Genomic DNA, 18,279 nt, shown 5'->3' on the forward strand with positions numbered 1-18,279 from the left:
TCCCATGCCCAACACCCTTCGCATCGCCGCCGCCCTGCTGATCGACCCCCAGGGCCGCACCTTGCTGGTGCGCAAGCGCGGCACCGTGGCCTTCATGCAGCCCGGCGGCAAGATTGATGCGGGTGAGTCGCCGGTAGAGGCGCTGGTGCGTGAGCTGCATGAGGAACTGGGCCTGCGCATCGACCCCGCCCAGGCCATCCACCTCGGCCAGTTCAGCGCGCCGGCTGCCAACGAGCCAGGCTACCAGGTGCAAGCCGAACTGTTTCGCGTCGACAGCGCCGAAGCCGTGACCCCGGCGGCGGAAATCGAAGAAGTGGTGTGGCTGGCGGCGGACCAGGCGCCTGCGCTTGAGCTGGCGCCGCTAACCCGCGACCTGATCCTGCCGTTGTACCGCCAGGCTGTCAGCGTACCGCGCTGACCCCATCGAGGGTGGCGAACGAGGTGTCCTTGGCGGTCAGCAAGAAATCGCGCATGTACGGCGCATCGAGCATGTCGGTGCGCACCGCCGCATAAAGTGTGGCGAACAGGCCCTTTTCGCCCAGGCGCTTGCCTTTCACGTAGCCCCGCGAGCTGTACTCGTGCAGTGCCCAGTGCGGCATGCCGCACACGCCACGGCCGCTGGCGACCAATTGCATCATCATCACCGTCAGCTCCGAGGTACGCACGGCGGCTGGCTCGATGTCGGCCGGCTCCAGGAAGCGGGTGAAGATATCCAGGCGATCGCGTTCCACCGGGTAGGTGATCAGGGTCTGGTCGAGCAGGTCTTGCGGCACCATGTAAGGCTTGCTGGCCAGCGGGTGCTGGTTGGCCACGGCGAGCATGGCTTCATAGGTGAACAGCGGCACATAGGTGATACCGGCCAGGTCCAGCGGGTCGGAGGTGACCACCAGGTCCAGGTCGCCACGGGCCAGCGCGGGCAGGGGAGCGAAGGCGAAACCCGAGGCCAGGTCCAGCTCGACTTCCGGCCAGGCATCGCGGAACTGGTCGATGGTCGGCATCAGCCATTGGAAGCAGCTGTGGCATTCGATGGCCATGTGCAAGCGCCCGGCGGTGCCACCGGCCAAGCGCGCGATGTCACGCTCGGCGCCGCGCAGCAGCGGCAGGGTGGCATCTGCCAGTTGCAGCAAGCGCAGGCCGGCACTGGTGAAGCGGATCGGTTTGCTCTTGCGCACGAACAGCGGCAAGCCCAGGCGCTCTTCCAGCTCTTTGAACTGGTGCGACAGCGCCGACTGTGTCAGGTGCAGGCGTTCGGCGGCCTCTACCAGGCTGTCGGCCTCGCGCAGGGCATGAAGGGTTTTCAGGTGGCGGATCTCCAGCACTGCTGACTCCGAGGGTTGTATGCCAAAGGGAAAGAATTGAGTTGAGTTTCGCTCATGTTGCCCAGGCTGTCGACTGGACCGTTGGCCACACCACTCAGCGGGGGTCATCAAACTGTCACTGAACTGTGGCAGCGCGCCCGACAGAAATTCATCAAACTCGCGCTCTACTGGGGATTTGCATTCTGGTGTTTCTTTCATGCGGGCTTTGCTGCTGTTTCTCTTCTTCCTTTTCAGCGTGCCGGCGAGTTTCGCCGACCAACGCTGTGACACGCAGGTAGCGGTACAACGGGCTGAACTGGGTGATTTGAGCCTGGTTTACCAAAGCGTCGGTGCGCCGCGAGACCCTGCATTGCTGCTGGTCATGGGCCTGGGCGGGCAACTGATCCATTGGCCTGACGACGTGGTCGAGGCTCTGTGCCGCCAGGGTTTTCGGGTCATACGCTACGACAACCGCGATGTCGGCCTGTCGCGCTGGAACCAACTGCCACCCTCGGCCAACCTGACGGTCGAGCTGCTGCGCTACAAGCTCGGCCTGCCGGTTTCCGCCCCCTATACGCTCACTGATATGGCGGGGGATGGGCTGCGCTTGATGGATTCATTGGGCATACGCCAGTTTCATGTGCTGGGTGTCAGCATGGGCGGGATGATTGCCCAGCACCTGGCGGCAATGGCACCGGAGCGGGTCCGTAGCCTGACGCTGGTGATGTCCAGCTCAGGCGCGGCAGGGCTGCCCGCGCCGGACCCTGCCCTGGTGCAGCTGTTGGCCCGGCGCAGTGCGCCCAACCGTGAGGTAGCGATCGAGCAGCAGGCTGATTTGCTGGCGGCACTGGGCAGCCCGCAGGTGCGTGATGATCGGGCCGTCTTGTTGCAGCAGGCGGCGGTGGCCTATGACCGGGCATTCAACCCGGATGGCGCCAAGCGCCAGATCATGGCGATCCTGGCCGAACCGAGCCGGGTGGCGTTGCTCAACCAGCTGCGCGTGCCGACGCTGGTGGTGCATGGCACGGCCGACCCGTTGTTGCCGGTGATGCATGGGGTGCACTTGGCGGCGCATATCCAGGGCAGCCAGCTGCGTTTGATACCGGGGCTGGCGCACCGCTTTCAGGAGCCGTTCAAGGCGCCGTTGCTGGGGGCGGTGCTGCCTTACCTGCAATCGCATCGGCAGGATGTGACGCATATTGCGGGTCTGTGAGATTGGCATTGCCCGCGAAGCAGGCGCCGCCGTTTTTCAGCCCAGCCCGTACTTTTTCACTTTGTCGAACAGCGTGGTCTTGGCCATGCCCAGCTCCTGGCTGGCCTGGCTGAGGTTGCCGCCGGTGCGTTGCAAGGCATCGCTGAGCAGGTTGCGTTCAAACGCCTCCACCGCCTCGGAAAAGCCCAGGCCCTGGCTGGCGCTGCCACTCGGGCCCTTCTTGAAGGCCGGTAAGCCCAACGCATGACGCTCGGCAACGTTGCGCAGCTCTCGCACGTTGCCCGGCCAGTCATGGGCCATCAACCGCGACAAGGTCTGGCTGTCCAGCGTCGGTGCTTCACGGTCGAAGCGCAAAGCCGATTGCTGCAGGAAGTGTTCGAACAACTGCAGGATGTCTTCGCGGCGCTCACGCAGGGGGGGGAGCTCCAGCGTCACCACGTTCAGCCGGTAGTACAGGTCACTGCGAAACTGCCCGTTCTGCCCCATGGCATCGAGGTCGGACTTGGTCGCGGCGATTACCCGGCAATCCACCGCGATGCTCTGGTTCGAGCCCAGCCGCTCCAGTGTGCGCTCCTGCAACACCCGCAGCAGTTTGATCTGCAGGTTGATCGGCATGCTCTCGACCTCGTCGAGGAACAGCGTGCCGCCATTGGCGTGTTCGATCTTGCCGATTCGGCGTTTACCTGCGCCGGTAAAGGCGTTGGCTTCGTGGCCGAAAATTTCGCTCTCGAACAGGTTTTCGGGTAGGCCGCCGCAGTTCAGCGCCACGAAGGGTTGGCCCTGGCGGCGGCTGAAATCGTGCAGGCAGCGGGCGACCAGTTCTTTGCCGGTGCCGGTCTCGCCTTCGATCAGCACGTTGGCCGAGGTGTCGGCGACGTTGGCGATCAGTTCCCGCAGGTGCTCCATGGCCGGCGAGCGGCCAATGATGCGGCCCTCCAGGCTGCTCTGTTCGGCCAGCTGGCGGCGCAAGGCAACCACCTCGCGGGACAGGCCGCGCTGTTCGAGGGCGCGGCGTACCACGTCGACCAGGCGCTCGGGCGAGAAGGGCTTCTCCATGAAATCGTAGGCGCCGTTGCGCATGGCGCCTACCGCCATGTCGATATCGCCGTGGCCGGTGATCAGCACCACTGGCAGGCTGCGGTCGCGGGCCTTGAGGCGGTTGAGTAGCTCAAGGCCATCGATGCCTGGCAAGCGAATGTCGCTGACGACGATGCCGGCAAAGTCGTCGCCGATGCGTTCCAGGGCCTGTTCGGCGCTGCCGACCCCTTCGCAGGCAATGTCTTCCAGGGCCAATGCCTGCTGGCAGCCGAGCAGCACATGCGGGTCGTCTTCGACAATCAGGACGGTGAGAGGCGCTTGGTTCATGGGTGCTCTGCCGGTTCGCTAGGGGGGGATACCAGGGGCAGGACAAGCACAAAGGCCGTGCCGCCACTGACAGGATGCTCGACGTTCAGGCTGCCCTTGGCAGCGGCGGCAAGGCTCGCCGACAAGGTCAGCCCCAGGCCCAGGCCATGTTCGCCCGGTTTGGTGGTGAAGAAGGGTTCGAACAGATGCTTGCGTGCCTCGGCGTCGATGCCATGGCCGTTGTCGCGCACCCGCAGGCGATACTTGTCACCCTGCAGTTCGCCTTCGAGCCACAGCTCTGGTAGGGGCTGGGTCGCCATGGCGTCGATGGCGTTGCCGATCAGGTTGACCAGGATCTGCTCCAGGCGGGTCTGGTCGATGGCCAGTTGATGGTCTTCGAACTGGTTGTGCAATTGCAAGTGGCAGCCACTGATGCGGTTGGCCAGTACTTGCAGGGTGGCGTCCACCGCCTTGGCCAGCGAGGCCTGGCCACCGTCGTCGCCACGGCGGGCGAATGAACGCAGGCTGGCGGTGATACGGCCCATGCGGTCGATCAGGTCGTTCATGGTACGCAGGTTGGTGCTGGCCGTTTCCAGCGCACCACGCTCGAGGAAGCGTACGGTGTTGCCGGACAACGTGCGCAGCGCGGCCAGCGGCTGGTTGAGTTCGTGGGCGATGCTGGTCGACATCTGCCCGATGGCAGCCAGCTTGCCCGCCTGCACCAGCTCATCCTGGGCATGGCGCAGGGTTTGCTCAGCATGCCGGCGCTCGCGGATCTGCCCCTTTAGCCGCTCATTGCTGGCGCGCAAGTCGGCGGTGCGTTCGGTGATGCGGCGTTCGAGTTGGCTGTTGGCTTCCTGCAGCGCCTCACGGGCAGCCAAGCGGGTGGCGATGACTTTGCGGCGTTCGTTCCAGGCGATGCCCAGGATGGCCAGCAGGGCGAATGCCACCCCGACCAGGATGCCTTGCACCATCGATTCTCGGCGCAGGTCTTGCAGCGGGGTCAGCAGGGTGAAATGCCACGGGGTGTCGACCAGGCGGCGGGTCTGGGCCAGGTAGGCCACTTCATGGGCCTTGCCTTGCGCTGTTTCGCTGTTGGCCGGGAAGGTCAGCTTTTCAACACCATCGGCGAGGGTTTCCCGCGCCAGAGGTTGCAGCTCGTTCAGCGGCCACCAGTAATACTGCAGGCTACGCGCCAGGCGTTCCTTGATTTGCGGGGTCAGCGGGCGCACCGACTTCAAGCGCCGGGCCGGGTCACTGGACAGAATGATGATGCCGTTCTCATCGCTGACGAACGCTTCCAGGCGTGCACGCTGCCAACGTTCTTCGAGGGTGTCCAGGCGTACCTTGATCACCGCAACGCCTATGATCTTGCCGTGTTCTTCCAGGCCATGGGCCAAGTAGTAGCCGGCCTCGCCGGTGGTGCTGCCGATGCCATAGAAGCGCCCGGGTTCGCCGCGCACGGCAGTCTGGAAGTAGGCCCGGAACGACAGGTCCTCACCCAGAAACGAATCGGCATCGCGCCAGTTGCTGGTGGCCTGCACCCGGCCGTTGGTGTCGAGCACGAAGATTGCCCGGCTGCGGCTGCGCCGGTTCAGGCCTTCGAGGTATTCGTTGACCGCCTGGCGGGAGCCGCCATCGGGCTCGGTGAGCAGGTGCGAGACGCTGTCTTCAAGCTCCAGCAGGCTGGGCAGGTAGGTGTATTTGCTGATCTCGCTCTCGACCGTGCGCGCGTGCAGCTCCAGCTGACGCTCGCCGTTTTCGCTCAGGCTGCGGATGCCATTGCTCTCGCTGACCAGGTAACCGGCCATGCCGAGGCCGACCATAAGCAGAATGATCAGGGGGGGTAACAGCAATTGACGAATCAGGCGGGAATTCACGGCAGGTCTGGCAGGGAGAAGAAGCGAAGGATCGCATTTCATCACAGTGGCCTTGTCACGACCAGCGTCCGCTGCCCGATGGGGGCGGGCAGCGGACGCTGAGGCCGGCTTAGTGTTGCAGGATCTTGCTGAGGAAGTGCTGGGTGCGTTGGTCGCGGGCGTTCTGGTCGCCGAAGAACTCTTCCTTGGTGCAGTCTTCGATGATGCTGCCTTTGTCCATGAAGATGACCCGGTTGGCGACCTTGCGGGCAAAGCCCATCTCGTGGGTCACGCACATCATGGTCATGCCTTCGTTGGCCAGCTGTACCATCACATCGAGCACTTCACTGACCATTTCCGGGTCCAGTGCCGAGGTGGGTTCGTCGAACAGCATGACGATTGGGTCCATGGCCAGGGCGCGGGCGATCGCCACCCGTTGCTGCTGGCCGCCGGATAGCTGGCCGGGGTGTTTCTTGGCATGCGCGCTGAGGCCGACGCGATCGAGCAGGGCCAGGCCTTTCTTGGAGGCTTCTGCCTCGCTGCGGCCGAGCACCTTGCGCTGGGCGATGGTCAGGTTTTCGGTGATGGTCAGGTGCGGGAACAGCTCGAAGTGCTGGAACACCATGCCCACCCGCGAGCGCAGTTTCGGCAGGTTGGTCTTCGGGTCGGCAATCGAGGTGCCATCGACCACGATATCGCCCTTCTGGAACGGCTCCAGCGCGTTGACGCACTTGATCAGGGTGGACTTGCCCGAGCCCGACGGCCCGCACACTACTACCACTTCACCCTTCTTGACGTCGGTGCTGCAGTCGGTCAGTACCTGGAAGTCGCCGTACCACTTGTTGACGTTCTTGATGGAAATCATACGGTGATCCTTTTTTGCAGGCGCTTGACCAGCCACGAAGCGGAGAAGCTGATGATGAAGTAGACGACCCCGGCGAAGATCAGGAACTCATGCGAGCGCCCGATGATGTCGCCGTTGGAGCGTGCCGAGTTGAGGAAGTCGACCAGGCCCACGGTGTATACCAGCGAGGTGTCCTGGAACAGGATGATACTTTGCTGCAGCAGCAAAGGGGTCATCTTGCGGAAGGCCTGGGGCAGGATGATCAGGCGCATGGTCTGGGCGTAGTTCATGCCCAGCGCTTGCGCGGCGCCCATCTGCCCTTTGGAGATCGACTGCACACCGGCACGGACGATTTCGCAGAAGTAGGCCGCTTCGAACATCATGAACGCGACCACGCAGGAGGTGAACGCACCGACGGGTGTGTCTTCGCCGGTGATCCAGCGCAGCACGAACGGCACCGCCAGGTAGAACCAGGTGATCACCAGCAGCAGCGGGATCGAGCGGAAGTAGTTGACGTAAGCGCCCGCGACCCGCGACAGCAGTTTGCTCGACGACAGGCGCATCAGCGCCAGGAGGGTGCCGAGTGCGATACCGCCGACCACGCCCATGACCATCAGTTGCAGGGTCATGATCATGCCTTCCCAGAGGGCGGGCAGGGCGGGGATGATTTCGCTGAAATCCATGTCCATTTACTTGCCCCCCACGGAAATCAGGCCAGGTACTGCGACTTTTTTCTCGACCAGGCGCATGAGCAGCATCAGGCCCATGTTCAGGGTGAAGTAGATCAGCGTGGCCAGGGTGAACGCCTCGAACAGGTTGGCAGAGAACTCTGCGGTCTGCTTGGTTTGTGCCAGCAGCTCCATCAGGCCGATCAGCGAGGCCACCGAGGAGTTCTTGAACACGTTGAGGAACTCGGACGTGAGCGGCGGAATGATGATCCGGTAGGCTTGCGGCAGCAGCACGTTGGTATAGATCTGCGGCAGGCTGAAGCCCATGGCGCGGGCTGCGGATTCCTGGCCGCGGGGCAGCGCCTGGATGCCGGTGCGCACTTGTTCGCAGACACGGGCCGCAGTGAACAGGCCCAGGCACACAACCACGCTGATCAGCGCCGAGGTGGTCGGGTTGAGGTCCTGCTTGAACCATTCCTGGAGGCCTTCGGGCAGCAGGTCCGGTACCAGGAAGTACCAGATGAACAGCTGCACCAGCAGCGGCACGTTGCGGAACAGTTCCACATAGACAGTGGCGATGCCCGATACCAGGCGGTTCGGCACGGTACGCATGACGCCAAGGACAGACCCCAGCAGCAGCGCGATGATCCAGGCGGTGATGGCGATGGCGATGGTCCAGCCCAGGCCGGTGATGTACCAGTCCAGATAGGTTTCGCTGCCCACGCCGGTGGACTTGAAGAACACGCCCCAGTCCCAGTTGTAATTCATCGGGATTTCCCCTCAGACGGTTGTTTCACGGGCACCTTCGAGCATCCGGGGGCGCTTGGCGCCCTCGGATGAAAGGTTAGACACTAATGAGTGGCCTGCAGAATTGATTCGTGCGCATGCGCACCAGGCCACTATCTGAGGATCAGGACTTCTTCTCGTCCGCCGCTTTGTCGGTCGGCTCGGCGATCAGTTTTTTCAGCTCGTCGCTCATCTGGAACTGCAGGTTCAGACCCTTTGGCGGGATTGGCTGCATGAACCACTTGTCGTAGCTCTTGTTGACTTCGCCCGACTTGAAGTAAGCCACGATGGCCTCGTCGACCGCTTTCTTGAACGCAGCGTCTTCCTTGCGCACCATGCAGCCGTAGATTTCGTACGACTGAGGGGTACCGGTGATAACCCAGTCGGCCGGTTTGCGAGCCTTGGCCATTTCACCGGCCAGCAGGGCGTCGTCCATCATGAAGGCCACGGCGCGGCCGCTTTCGAGCATGTTGAAGGCTTCACCGTGGTCCTTGGCGGAAATCACGTTCATCTTCATTTGCTTGTCGGCGTTCATCGCCTTGAGGATGCGCTCGGAGGTGGTGCCGGCGGTGGTCACCACGTTTTTGCCAGCCAGGTCCGGGAAGTCTTTATAGGAAGGCTGACCGTCCTTGACCTTGGTCAGCAGGCGGGTGCCGACTTCGAAGATGCCGACCGAGAAACCGACTTGCTGCTGGCGCTCGACGTTGTTGGTCGTGGAGCCGCACTCCAGGTCGACGGTGCCGTTTTGCACCAGCGGGATGCGGGTCTGGGAGGTGACGAGGTTGTATTTGACCTTGATGTCGGTGCCCAGTTGTTTTTTCAGGGCCTCGACCACGGCCAGCTGGATGTCGTGGGAGTAGCCCACGGGCTCCGGCTTGCCTGCCAGGTAGGAAAATGGAATGGAGGAGTCGCGGTGGCCCAATGTGATGGTGCCCGAGTCCTTGATCTTCTTCAGGGTGCCGGTCAGCTCCTCGGCCATGGCCGGCGAAGCGATGACTGCAGCCGCGATAGCGGCGCCCAGCAATTGACGAACGATACGCATCAAATTTTCCTCGACATGTTTGTTTTTTTTATGGAGCCGTTGGCGGACTCTTTCGTTCAACGAATACAACATGAAGCGGGTGCATTCGGCTAAAGAGTGTAGAGCATGAGTCGTGCCAAGCTTCCTTCTTGATCATAACGCCCCGAAATTACGGGGTATCGATCTTTTTTGACAGTAAATCGACAGCATGTGTTGTCCGTGATTCCGAATGGGTTGGCTTTTGGTGTTCGGAAACCCGAATGAATGGTGCCTTGATTTAGTTACCGCAGGTGACGGTTTGCCGTGTGGTCTGTTAGCGGTTTTTACGGATCTCACTGCCATGACCCATTCTGCCGATGAAGCGCCTGCTTCGATTGACGCCCTGATTTCTCAACGTTTGCCGGCCTGGCTCACGTCTGCCCCGATCGAACAGCAGCGTGCGCTTCACCAGGCCCTGCGCCAGCAGCAGGACAGTGCCGAGCGTGTCCGGCAGGTGTTAAGCCGCATTCCGCCCCTGGATGATTTTGCTGCGACGTTGCTGCAAGAAGCGTTACGACAGCGTTTTCGGGTAAACACTGATGTACGCAAGGCAACGCTGCGCAAGGTGGTGCAGATCATTCTGGCGATGCCCATTCCGCCGACCCCATCGCCGAACATCACCCGTATTTCGACTCAACCCCTGTTGACGACGGCACTGCACAATTTCACCCAGGCGCAAACCAAGCCAGGCCCGTTCACGCAGGTCTCGTTGCGTGACGTGTCCGGCGTCACCCTGGCGGTATCGTTCGAGCGCTTCGCCAAGCTGTGCCGCACGCTCGATCTGGGTGGCCGCTACCAGGTCTTGCTGCGTGAGCATCTGTTACCAAAAGATCGGCCAGGGGATGAAGCTGGCCAGGCCCTTCGCGAGGTCGAGGCATTGCTGGAGGAGGCCCTGCGCTCATCGATGGAAGCGGCTGTACGCCTGGCAGCCCTCAAAGGCGAGATCAGCCATGCCCACTTCCTGCAAACGCTGCCGATCTTCGCCAAGCCAGCCGTAGTACCTGCCTACCCAGTAGTGTTGAGTACCCGCCAGGTGTACCTGTTGGGCAAGTGCCTGCACGGGGTGGTGGCCATCGAGATCCAAGACCGGGATCAGGCTATTCTGCGGGGCATCATGCTCTGGATTCCCGGGGACCCCTTGCAACCCGTGCAGGTATTCGAAACCTGGTGGGCGTTTTATCAGGCCATGGGGCTGCGCCTGCGCGACCCTCACTATGCGGCGTTTATTGCGCGGTTCATCGCCGAGCGCGACCGGGTCGCATTTTTTGGCACCTTGAGGCGCTTACTGTCGTCGAGCACCGAGGGCGCAGTACTGAAGCTCGATGGTCGTGACTTCGCCATCACTCAACCATTGTTTGCCTTTTTACGCGCCGCGCGCATCGAGAAGATGCTCGACGATGCCCGCGTGTTGGCCGTTCCGACGGCCGATGAGGACAGCGCGGCGCGGGACGAGCGGCTCAAGGGGTATCAGCAAGCGGGGCTGACGTTATTGAACCTGGCCGGGTTGTTCATGCCGGTAGTGGGGGAACTGATGCTCGCGGTCGCTGCCGTGCAGATTGCCGATGAGGTCTACGAGGGTTACCAGGATTGGCAACTGGGCGATCGCCAGGGGGCGCTGGAACACGTGTTCGGTGTCGCTGAAAGCGTCGCACTGGGGGCCGCGATAGGGGCTGGCACTGCAGTGGCGGGGCAAGTGCTCAAGCGTATTGCGTTTGTCGATGAACTGTCGCCGATTTGCACCGATGCCGGTCACGTCAAGCTCTGTGCCCATGACCTGGCTGCCTACCGGGTAAAGGAGCGGGGCGTGACGGTTGGCGAGCTGATCCCGGAGAATGACCAGTGGCAGTTGAAGTTGCACGAAGCCAGTTTTCAGTTGGCGGGCTACAAGGATGGCGAGCACCTGTTCATCCGTCATCCTCAGCGCAGCGAGGCTTTTCAGCCGATGCTCGAGCATAACGGCACTGGCGGCTGGCGGCATGCGCTGGAACGTGCAGAAGAGTGGGCGGAGCCTGCGCGCTTGATGCGGCGGTTGAGCGCTGAACTGGCCGACGTCAGCGATGAAGAAGTACGCAGGGTGCTCGACAGCACGGGCCTAGATGACGCACAGCTGAGGCGTCTGCACCTGGAAAATGCCCCACCTCCCGCACGGTTGCTCGATGCCTTGGAGCGCTACCGCTTGCATGAGCAATTCCCCACCGTGCAGGGCGAAGCGTTCGAGTTTCTGGTCAGCACATCGCAAGACAATGAGGAATTGGCCAGTGTCGTGCTGCGTCGGGACTTTCCTGGCCTGTCGCAACGCGGAGCCCATGAAATTGTCCAGCAGGTCGACAGCCAGCAGGTCGAGCAGATGCTCGCCAGTGATCGCGTCCCCTTGGCCTTGGCTGAACGCGCGCGCTGGTTTTTACGTGACAGCCGCCTTGACCGTGCCTGTGCAGGTTTACGTCAGGCTTCGGCAGCCAATGCCGACACCGCGAAATTGGCCGTTGGCCTTATCGAACATTTGGCGCCGTGGTTGGAGCCGTATGCCGTCGAAGTGCGAGCCGACAGCCGCACAGGGGCGGTATTGGCACACGCGGGCCCGGATACCGCCGCTCAGCGGTTCAGTATCGTCAAAAACCCAACTGGCTACAGCGCCTATGCTGCGACGGGCGAGCCGTTGGCAGGCTCTGCTCCAACTGACAGCCTGCTGCAGGCACTTTCGTTGACTTTGAGTGAAGCGCAAACAGGCGCACTGGGGACCCGCACGCTGGACACGCAAACATTGAGCGACCTGCTGGCCGAACACGCCCGCAGCCATCGCGACTTGGCCGCGCAGTTGATCGGCCAGGCGCCGATAGGCGGTGGCGTGCGGCCACCGGTGCGGTGGGGCGACGGGCGCCTCGGTTACCCTCTGAGTGGCCGGGGCGAAAGCCGCGGGCAGGCCAGCCGGCGTGGGATGCGGCAAATATTCCCAACCCTCGGCGAGAGCCAGTTGCAACGCTATCTGGTGGACCTGATTGCGCGCGGGGTCGACCCATGGCAGCACTACAGTGAACTCAGCCAGCACTTGTCGGGCCTGCGCCAGGTCCTGCGGCGATGGCGCATGGAACACTCTGGCGTGCTGGACCTGCTCCGGCGTGGCCGGGTAGCCAATAGTATCCGTCGTTGCTGGCGCTGCAAGACAGGCTTGCGCAGCGATGGTACTTACGCGCTGGACATTCGCGGTGAGCGTGTCGGCAGCTTGCCAGTACTGGAAGGGGGAGTCAGTTTCCCACATGTCACGCGCTTGACCCTGCGCGACATGGATTTGTCAGACATTGACCCCGACTTCCTCGCTCGCTTCCCTAATTTGCGCGAGCTTGACCTGCGCGAGAATCATCTTGCCGCCATCCCGCCGGGAGTAGAGCGCCTCACGCAACTGCGGGGGCTGCAGTTGGACCACAACCGGATCATCATGGACGTCGCCGGCAACCGCCGGCTCAATACCTTGACCCATCTACAAACGCTGGAACTCAATTACAACCCACTTGGGTTTGCCCCCGATGTCCGTGGGTTGATTCACCTCAGGCCCTTGGGGCTGCGTTCGACTGGCATCAGAGCATTCCCGTCGCGCCTGCAGCAGGTGCCGTTGCGGGGCATCGCCGACCTGCGCAACAACCAGATTCGCCAGGTCAATCGGGACTTGCACGGCCTTCGCCAACGTCTGCAACGCATGGCCCTGCATGACAACCCCTTGGATGAAGCGAGCGAGCATTACCTGGAGCAACTGCCTGGCCCATCAGGTAGCCACCATCACGAAGTCGTACATAGCCCGTCGTTCCGTCATCATCTAGTGCAGGCAAACGAACGCGAGCAATGGTTGCTCGGCTCGACGGGCATGCAGCGCAGCGAGCGCGAGATGCAGTGGCGTAACCTGCAATTGGAAAGCACGCCCCGGCCTTTCTTCAACTTTATCCGCGACTTCGCTCGATCCTCCGACTTCGCGCAGCGGCCAGCCTATTACCGGGCCAGGGTCTGGAACATCATTGAGGCCTGCGAGCAGAACACTGAGCTGCGTGAACAGTTGTTCATCATGTCGGGCGGCAACGCTTCCTGCCAGGACCGCCTGTTGTGGCTGTTCAGCCAGATGGAGGTGAGGGTGTTGATCCACCGGCACACCTCGGGGATGTCCATTGCGCAAAGTGAGGTTGAGCTGATGCGCCTGAGCCGCTCACTGTTCCGTCTGGACGCGCTTGACGAGATCGCGACGCGGCGTATCCAGGGGATTCGCGCAGCAGGGCACGACGTGGACGATATCGAAGTCTACCTCACTTACCGTGTGCGGTTGGCGGGCCCGCTGCGCTTGCCAGCCCAACCTGCAGCCCTGCATTACGAAGCCTACGCCGGTCTAACACCTGCCGACCTGAATAACGCCAGGATCGAGGTACTGCGCGCAGAGACCCCAGAACGGTTGACTCAGGCGCTGGCTGATCAGGCGTTTTGGGAACATTACGTGCGAGACCGCTACGAGCGCCGCTTCACAGCGCTGGTGGACGCGTTCCGGGCTCCAGAGGAGGCCTACCGCGAGCGTGCAGAAGCGGGAGAGGTCACTGAGGAGCAGTATCTGACGTACTGCGAAGGTATCGTGCAAGCCATACAGGAGGGCGAGCGCAGCTTGATTCTAACGTTGGCCCGTGAGGCGTTTAACCGTTGGTTCAGCATCGGCGGTTTATTACCGTGAGCGGGTGCCGCTAAGGCGGCACTGGCTTCAACGTTGGCTTCAAGCGGCCTTGAACGATATCTGGCTTGCTGGTGCTTTCTCCAAGTAGTCGTGCAGCGCCTGCTGTTCCGCCGGTGATGTGAACAGGCCCAATTTAGTGCGGCGCCACAGGATGTCGGCGGCATCTACAGCCCACTCTTCGCTGCGCAGGTAATCGACCTCGCGGCTGAAGAGACCGCCGCCAATGGCCTGGCCCAGGTCTTCCGGGCCCTGAATACCATCAAGCAGGCGCCATACGCGGCTGCCGTAGGTCACTGCCCAGCGTTTGGCGATGTCCACCGGCAGCCACCCGTACTGCGCCAGAATGGCGTCAGTCAGTGCCTGCGCAGTCGTCATATCTTCCCCGCCTGGCAGCGGCGCTGTAGCGGTCCAGCTGGCGCGCATCTGGGTGAAGTATGGCTTGAGCTCGGCCATGGCCGATTCGGCCAGCTTGCGGTACGTGGTGAGCTTGCCGCCGAACACCGACAGCAACGGCGCCTGGCCTTCACCTGCCGACAGCGCCAGGGTGTAGTCGCGGGTCACGGCCGACGGGTTGTCCGACTCGTCGTTACACAGCGGGCGTACGCCGGAGTAGGTGTGCAGGATGTCGGCTCGGCTGAGCTGATGATTGAAGTGCGCGTTGACCACCTTGAGCAGGTAGTCGGTCTCGGCTTCGGTGATTTTCACCTGGGCCGGGTCACCGCTGTATTCACGGTCGGTGGTGCCGATCAGGGTGAAGCGGTCCAGGTAAGGGATGCAGAACACGATGCGCTGGTCTTCGTTCTGCAGGATGTAAGCGTGCTCGCCTTCGTAAAGGCGCGGGACGATCAGGTGGCTGCCCTGAATCAGGCGGATGCCGTAAGGCGCATCCAGCTTGAGGTCATCCTTGATGAAGCTGGCTACCCACGGGCCAGCAGCATTGACCAGGGCGCGGGCACGAATGCTCTGCAGGCTGCCGTCGGCATGCTGCAGTTCGACCTGCCACACGCCATCGACACGCTCGGCACGCAGGCAGCGGGTGCGGGTGACGATGTGCGCACCTTTTTCGCGGGCTGCCATGGCATTGAGCACGACCAGGCGGGCGTCGTCCACGGCGCAGTCAGCGTATTCGAAACCGCGGGTGATGGCCGGTTTGAGCGGGTAGCCAGGGCCAAAGCGCAGGCTGCGCGAAGCGCCCAGGCGCTTGCGCTTGCCCAAGTGGTCGTAGAGGAACAGGCCGGCACGGATCATCCAGGCCGGGCGCAGGTGCGGGCGATGGGGCAGCACGAAGCGCATCGGCTTGACAATGTGCGGCGCCTTGGCCAGCAGGACTTCGCGCTCGGCCAGGGCTTCGCGCACCAGGCGGAACTCGTAGTGCTCCAGGTAGCGCAGGCCACCATGGATGAGCTTGCTGCTCGCCGACGATGTGTGCTGCGCCAGGTCGTCCTTTTCGCAAAGGAACACCTTCAGGCCGCGCCCGGCGGCGTCGGCAGCAATGCCCACACCATTGATGCCACCGCCGATCACGGCGAGGTCATAGCAGTCGGTGAGGGGGGGCTGGGACGAAACGGACTGGGACACGGGCAAGGCCTCCTGGGGCTGTTCACATCGAATATGAACATTGATGTTCGTTTTCGAAAATACTAGCGCAAAAAGAGTCCGGTATCCAGTCAGTCTTTATAGAAAATACTGATCGGATGACAATAAAGTGAACATTTCCGAAAATTCGGGTGTAGGGCTTGATTCATTAGGCGTTGTCGAAATCGAGCGCCGCCCGCGCGGCGCATCGCGAGCAAGGCTCGCTCCTACGTTTGTTTCCGGCCAATTATTCCTGAGGTATTAGCGCGCGGCCCTTTGGCGCCCGCCTCAATGTCGCGTCGGACCAACCAGGCGGTCGCGCGCGCTGGCACAGGCGTGACTGGCCCGAAACAAACGTAGGAGCGAGCCTTGCTCGCGATGCGCCGCGCGGGCGGCGCTCGATCTTGAGAGCGATAAAAATCTCAATCCATACGCTTCAGTCCCACAATCTGCTTCACACCACGTCGAGGCGAATCTTGTACTGGTTAAGCAAGTGGGCGAGGGCAGGCGTCGGCGTCTGGTCGGTCACCAAGCAGTCCACCAGGCTGATCGAGCCCAGGCGAACCATGGCATTACGCCCGAACTTGCTGGAGTCGGCGGCCAAAATAACCTGGCGTGCATTGGCGATCAGGGCCTGGGAAACCCGTACCTCCTGGTAATCGAAATCCAGCAGGCTGCCATCTTCGTCAATGCCGCTGATGCCAACCAAGGCGAAGTCGACTTTGAACTGGTTGATGAAATCGACGCTGGCCTGGCCGACCACACCGCCATCGCGGCGCACCGTGCCACCTGCCACCAGTACTTCGAAATCATCCTTGGCCGCCAGGATCGAGGCCACGTGCAGGTTGTTGGTAATCACCTTGAGGTGGTTATGGTTGAGCAGTGCGCGGGCGATCGATTCGGTCGTTGTGCCGATGTTGATGAACAGCGAGGCATGGTCGGGAATCTGCGAGGCTACGGCTTCGGCGATGCGCTGCTTCTCGTCGCGCATCTGGTCGGCGCGCATGGCGTAGGCGGTGTTCTCGATGCTCGAGTCATACGCGGCACCCCCGTGGTAGCGGCGCAGCAGGTTGAGTTCGGCGAGCTGGTTGATGTCGCGGCGGATGGTTTGCGGGGTGACGACGAACAGCTGCGCCATTTCTTCGATGCTGACGTAGCCGCGTTCGCGGACCAGCTCGAGGATTTGTTGTTGGCGAGGGGGCAGATTCATGGGCGGTCCTTATGGGCTGCCGGACAAATTCTGCAATGATGCCGTAGGAAGCGGATGACGGCCAGTAGACGAATGTGCAGGACGCGTGTAGGCGCAGCCTTGTGGTGCGAAGAGGCCGGTGTTAGCAGCGAATATTCACTGTGTGATCACTGGCCTCTTCGCAGCACAAGGCTGCGCCTACATGATGACGTCAGGCTTCGTGATCTTCCCAGTCACGGGTACGGTCGACGGCCTTCAGCCACCCGGCGTAAAGCTTTTCTTTCTGCGTCTCGTCCAGCTGCGGGCTGAACTCGCGCTCGATGATCGCCTTGTCGCGCAACTCATCCAGGCTGCTCCAGAACCCACAGGCCAGGCCTGCCAGGTAGGCGGCGCCGAGAGCTGTGGTCTCGCGCATTTTCGGGCGCTCCACGCAGGTGCCGAGGATGTCGGCCTGGAACTGCATGAGGAAGTTGTTGGCCACCGCACCGCCATCCACGCGCAGTTCGGACAGGCGATAACCGCAATCCTGTTGCATGGCGTCCAGCACGTCACGGGTCTGGTAGGCGATCGATTCCAGCGCTGCACGAATGATGTGGTCGACCTTCACCCCGCGCGTCAGGCCGAACAGGGCGCCACGGGCATAAGGGTCCCAATAGGGTGCGCCCAGGCCCGTGAAGGCGGGCACCAGGTACACCCCGTTGCTGTCTTTGACCTTGCTGGCGAAGTATTCGGTATCGAGTGCGTCGTTGACGATCTTCAGCTCGTCACGCAGCCACTGCACGGTAGAGCCACCATTGAACACGGCGCCCTCCAGTGCATAAGCCACTTCACCCCGCGGGCCGCAGGCGATGGTGGTGAGCAGGCCATGGGACGAGTTGACGGCCTTGTCGCCGGTGTTCATCAGCAGGAAGCAGCCGGTGCCGTAGGTGTTCTTGGCCTGGCCGGGCTCGACGCACATCTGGCCAAACAGCGCAGACTGCTGGTCGCCAGCGATGCCGGCGATGGCAATGCCGCTCTTGGTGTGGCCGTAGACTTCGGAGGAGGGGCGAACCTCGGGCAGCATCTGGCGTGGGATGCCGAGGATTTCCAGCAGTTTTTCGTCCCATTCCAGAGTGTGAATATTGAACATCAGCGTGCGCGACGCGTTGGTGTAGTCGGTGACGTGCACCTTGCCGCCGGAGAATTTCCAGATCAACCAAGTGTCGACGGTACCGAACAGCAGCTCGCCACGTTCGGCGCGTTCACGGGCGCCTTCGACATTGTCGAGGATCCACTTTAGCTTGGTGCCGGAGAAGTACGGGTCGGTGACCAGGCCGGTGGACTCGCGGATGTAGTCTTCATGGCCATCACGCTTGAGCTGCGCGCAGATTTCGGTGCTGCGGCGGCACTGCCAGACGATGGCGTTGTAAACCGGGCGGCCGGTTTCCTTGTCCCACACCACCGTGGTTTCACGCTGGTTGGTGATGCCCAGCGCAGCGACCTGGGCGTGGCTGATGCCCGCCTGTGCGAGGGCCTCGACCAAGGTGGCGCTCTGGGTGGCGAAAATTTCCATCGGGTCGTGTTCGACCCAACCCGCCTGCGGATAATGCTGGGCGAATTCACGCTGGGAGGTGCCGACCACATTGGCGTCGCGGTCGAAAATGATGGCCCGCGAACTGGTGGTGCCCTGGTCCAGGGCGATGATGTAGTGCTTATCCAGGGTGTCTGTCATGGTCGTAGGCCTTGCAAAAATGGGAAGTCAGGG

Annotated in this window: 13 protein-coding genes; 3 read left to right on the forward strand and 10 right to left on the reverse strand. The window is 62.2% G+C overall.

Going from position 1 to position 18,279, the window contains the following annotated elements; translation table 11 throughout:
* The first annotated feature begins 4 nt into the window (after positions 1–4).
* Positions 5–418 carry an NUDIX domain-containing protein gene (locus ACMCNM_RS05210; protein WP_339551352.1) on the forward strand — a complete coding sequence of 138 codons (414 nt, stop codon included), beginning with the start codon at positions 5–7 and terminating at the stop codon, positions 416–418.
* Here ACMCNM_RS05210 and metR read toward each other — a convergent pair.
* On the reverse strand, positions 402–1,319 hold the full coding sequence (gene metR / locus ACMCNM_RS05215; RefSeq protein ID WP_027594174.1) for a transcriptional regulator MetR: 918 nt from the start codon (positions 1,317–1,319) through the stop codon (positions 402–404). The genes ACMCNM_RS05210 and metR overlap by 17 nt on opposite strands.
* A gap of 196 nt (positions 1,320–1,515) precedes the next feature.
* On the opposite strand from metR, the gene ACMCNM_RS05220 reads away from it, so the two are divergent.
* Positions 1,516–2,511: an alpha/beta fold hydrolase gene (locus tag ACMCNM_RS05220; protein ID WP_412764047.1), complete on the forward strand. Its 996-nt coding sequence runs from the start codon at positions 1,516–1,518 to the stop codon at positions 2,509–2,511.
* 36 nt (positions 2,512–2,547) lie between these two features.
* Here ACMCNM_RS05220 and ACMCNM_RS05225 read toward each other — a convergent pair whose 3' ends face one another.
* The 6 genes from ACMCNM_RS05225 to ACMCNM_RS05250 form a co-directional block, all read right to left on the reverse strand.
* A complete protein-coding gene (locus ACMCNM_RS05225) occupies positions 2,548–3,876 on the reverse strand; it encodes a sigma-54-dependent transcriptional regulator (protein ID WP_412764048.1) in 1,329 nt (442 codons plus the stop codon).
* Complete coding sequence (locus ACMCNM_RS05230) at positions 3,873–5,777, reverse strand: sensor histidine kinase (RefSeq protein WP_186702556.1); 1,905 nt, start codon at positions 5,775–5,777, stop codon at positions 3,873–3,875. The genes ACMCNM_RS05225 and ACMCNM_RS05230 overlap by 4 nt, the downstream gene beginning before the upstream one ends.
* A gap of 67 nt (positions 5,778–5,844) precedes the next feature.
* A complete protein-coding gene (locus tag ACMCNM_RS05235; protein ID WP_027594178.1) occupies positions 5,845–6,579 on the reverse strand; it encodes an amino acid ABC transporter ATP-binding protein in 735 nt (244 codons plus the stop codon).
* Complete coding sequence (locus ACMCNM_RS05240; protein ID WP_027594179.1) at positions 6,576–7,247, reverse strand: amino acid ABC transporter permease; 672 nt, start codon at positions 7,245–7,247, stop codon at positions 6,576–6,578. Before ACMCNM_RS05240 ends, ACMCNM_RS05235 begins: the two co-directional genes overlap by 4 nt.
* The gene (locus ACMCNM_RS05245) at positions 7,248–7,994 is read right to left on the reverse strand and encodes an amino acid ABC transporter permease (protein ID WP_027594180.1); all 747 of its coding nucleotides are present in this window, start codon (positions 7,992–7,994) and stop codon (positions 7,248–7,250) included. It lies immediately after the preceding gene.
* Positions 7,995–8,136: 142 nt separating this feature from the next.
* Entirely contained in the window at positions 8,137–9,054 is a 918-nt protein-coding gene (locus ACMCNM_RS05250) for a glutamate/aspartate ABC transporter substrate-binding protein (protein WP_027594181.1), read from the reverse strand.
* A gap of 319 nt (positions 9,055–9,373) precedes the next feature.
* On the opposite strand from ACMCNM_RS05250, the gene ACMCNM_RS05255 reads away from it, so the two are divergent.
* The gene (locus ACMCNM_RS05255; protein WP_412764049.1) at positions 9,374–13,771 is read left to right on the forward strand and encodes an NEL-type E3 ubiquitin ligase domain-containing protein; all 4,398 of its coding nucleotides are present in this window, start codon (positions 9,374–9,376) and stop codon (positions 13,769–13,771) included.
* Positions 13,772–13,810: 39 nt separating this feature from the next.
* On the opposite strand, the gene glpD is transcribed toward ACMCNM_RS05255, so the two are convergent.
* From glpD to glpK, 3 genes are all read right to left on the reverse strand, one after another.
* Positions 13,811–15,349, reverse strand: a complete 1,539-nt coding sequence (gene glpD, locus ACMCNM_RS05260) for a glycerol-3-phosphate dehydrogenase (protein WP_186677483.1) — start codon at positions 15,347–15,349, stop codon at positions 13,811–13,813.
* A 451-nt stretch (positions 15,350–15,800) separates the two neighbouring features.
* Entirely contained in the window at positions 15,801–16,556 is a 756-nt protein-coding gene (gene glpR, locus ACMCNM_RS05265) for a DNA-binding transcriptional repressor GlpR (RefSeq protein WP_186677481.1), read from the reverse strand.
* 190 nt (positions 16,557–16,746) lie between these two features.
* On the reverse strand, positions 16,747–18,246 hold the full coding sequence (gene glpK / locus ACMCNM_RS05270; protein ID WP_339551345.1) for a glycerol kinase GlpK: 1,500 nt from the start codon (positions 18,244–18,246) through the stop codon (positions 16,747–16,749).
* Positions 18,247–18,279: the final 33 nt, after the last annotated feature.

It is taken from the genome of Pseudomonas sp. NGC7 (genome assembly GCF_047159675.1).
Lineage (GTDB): Bacteria > Pseudomonadota > Gammaproteobacteria > Pseudomonadales > Pseudomonadaceae > Aquipseudomonas > Aquipseudomonas kermanshahensis.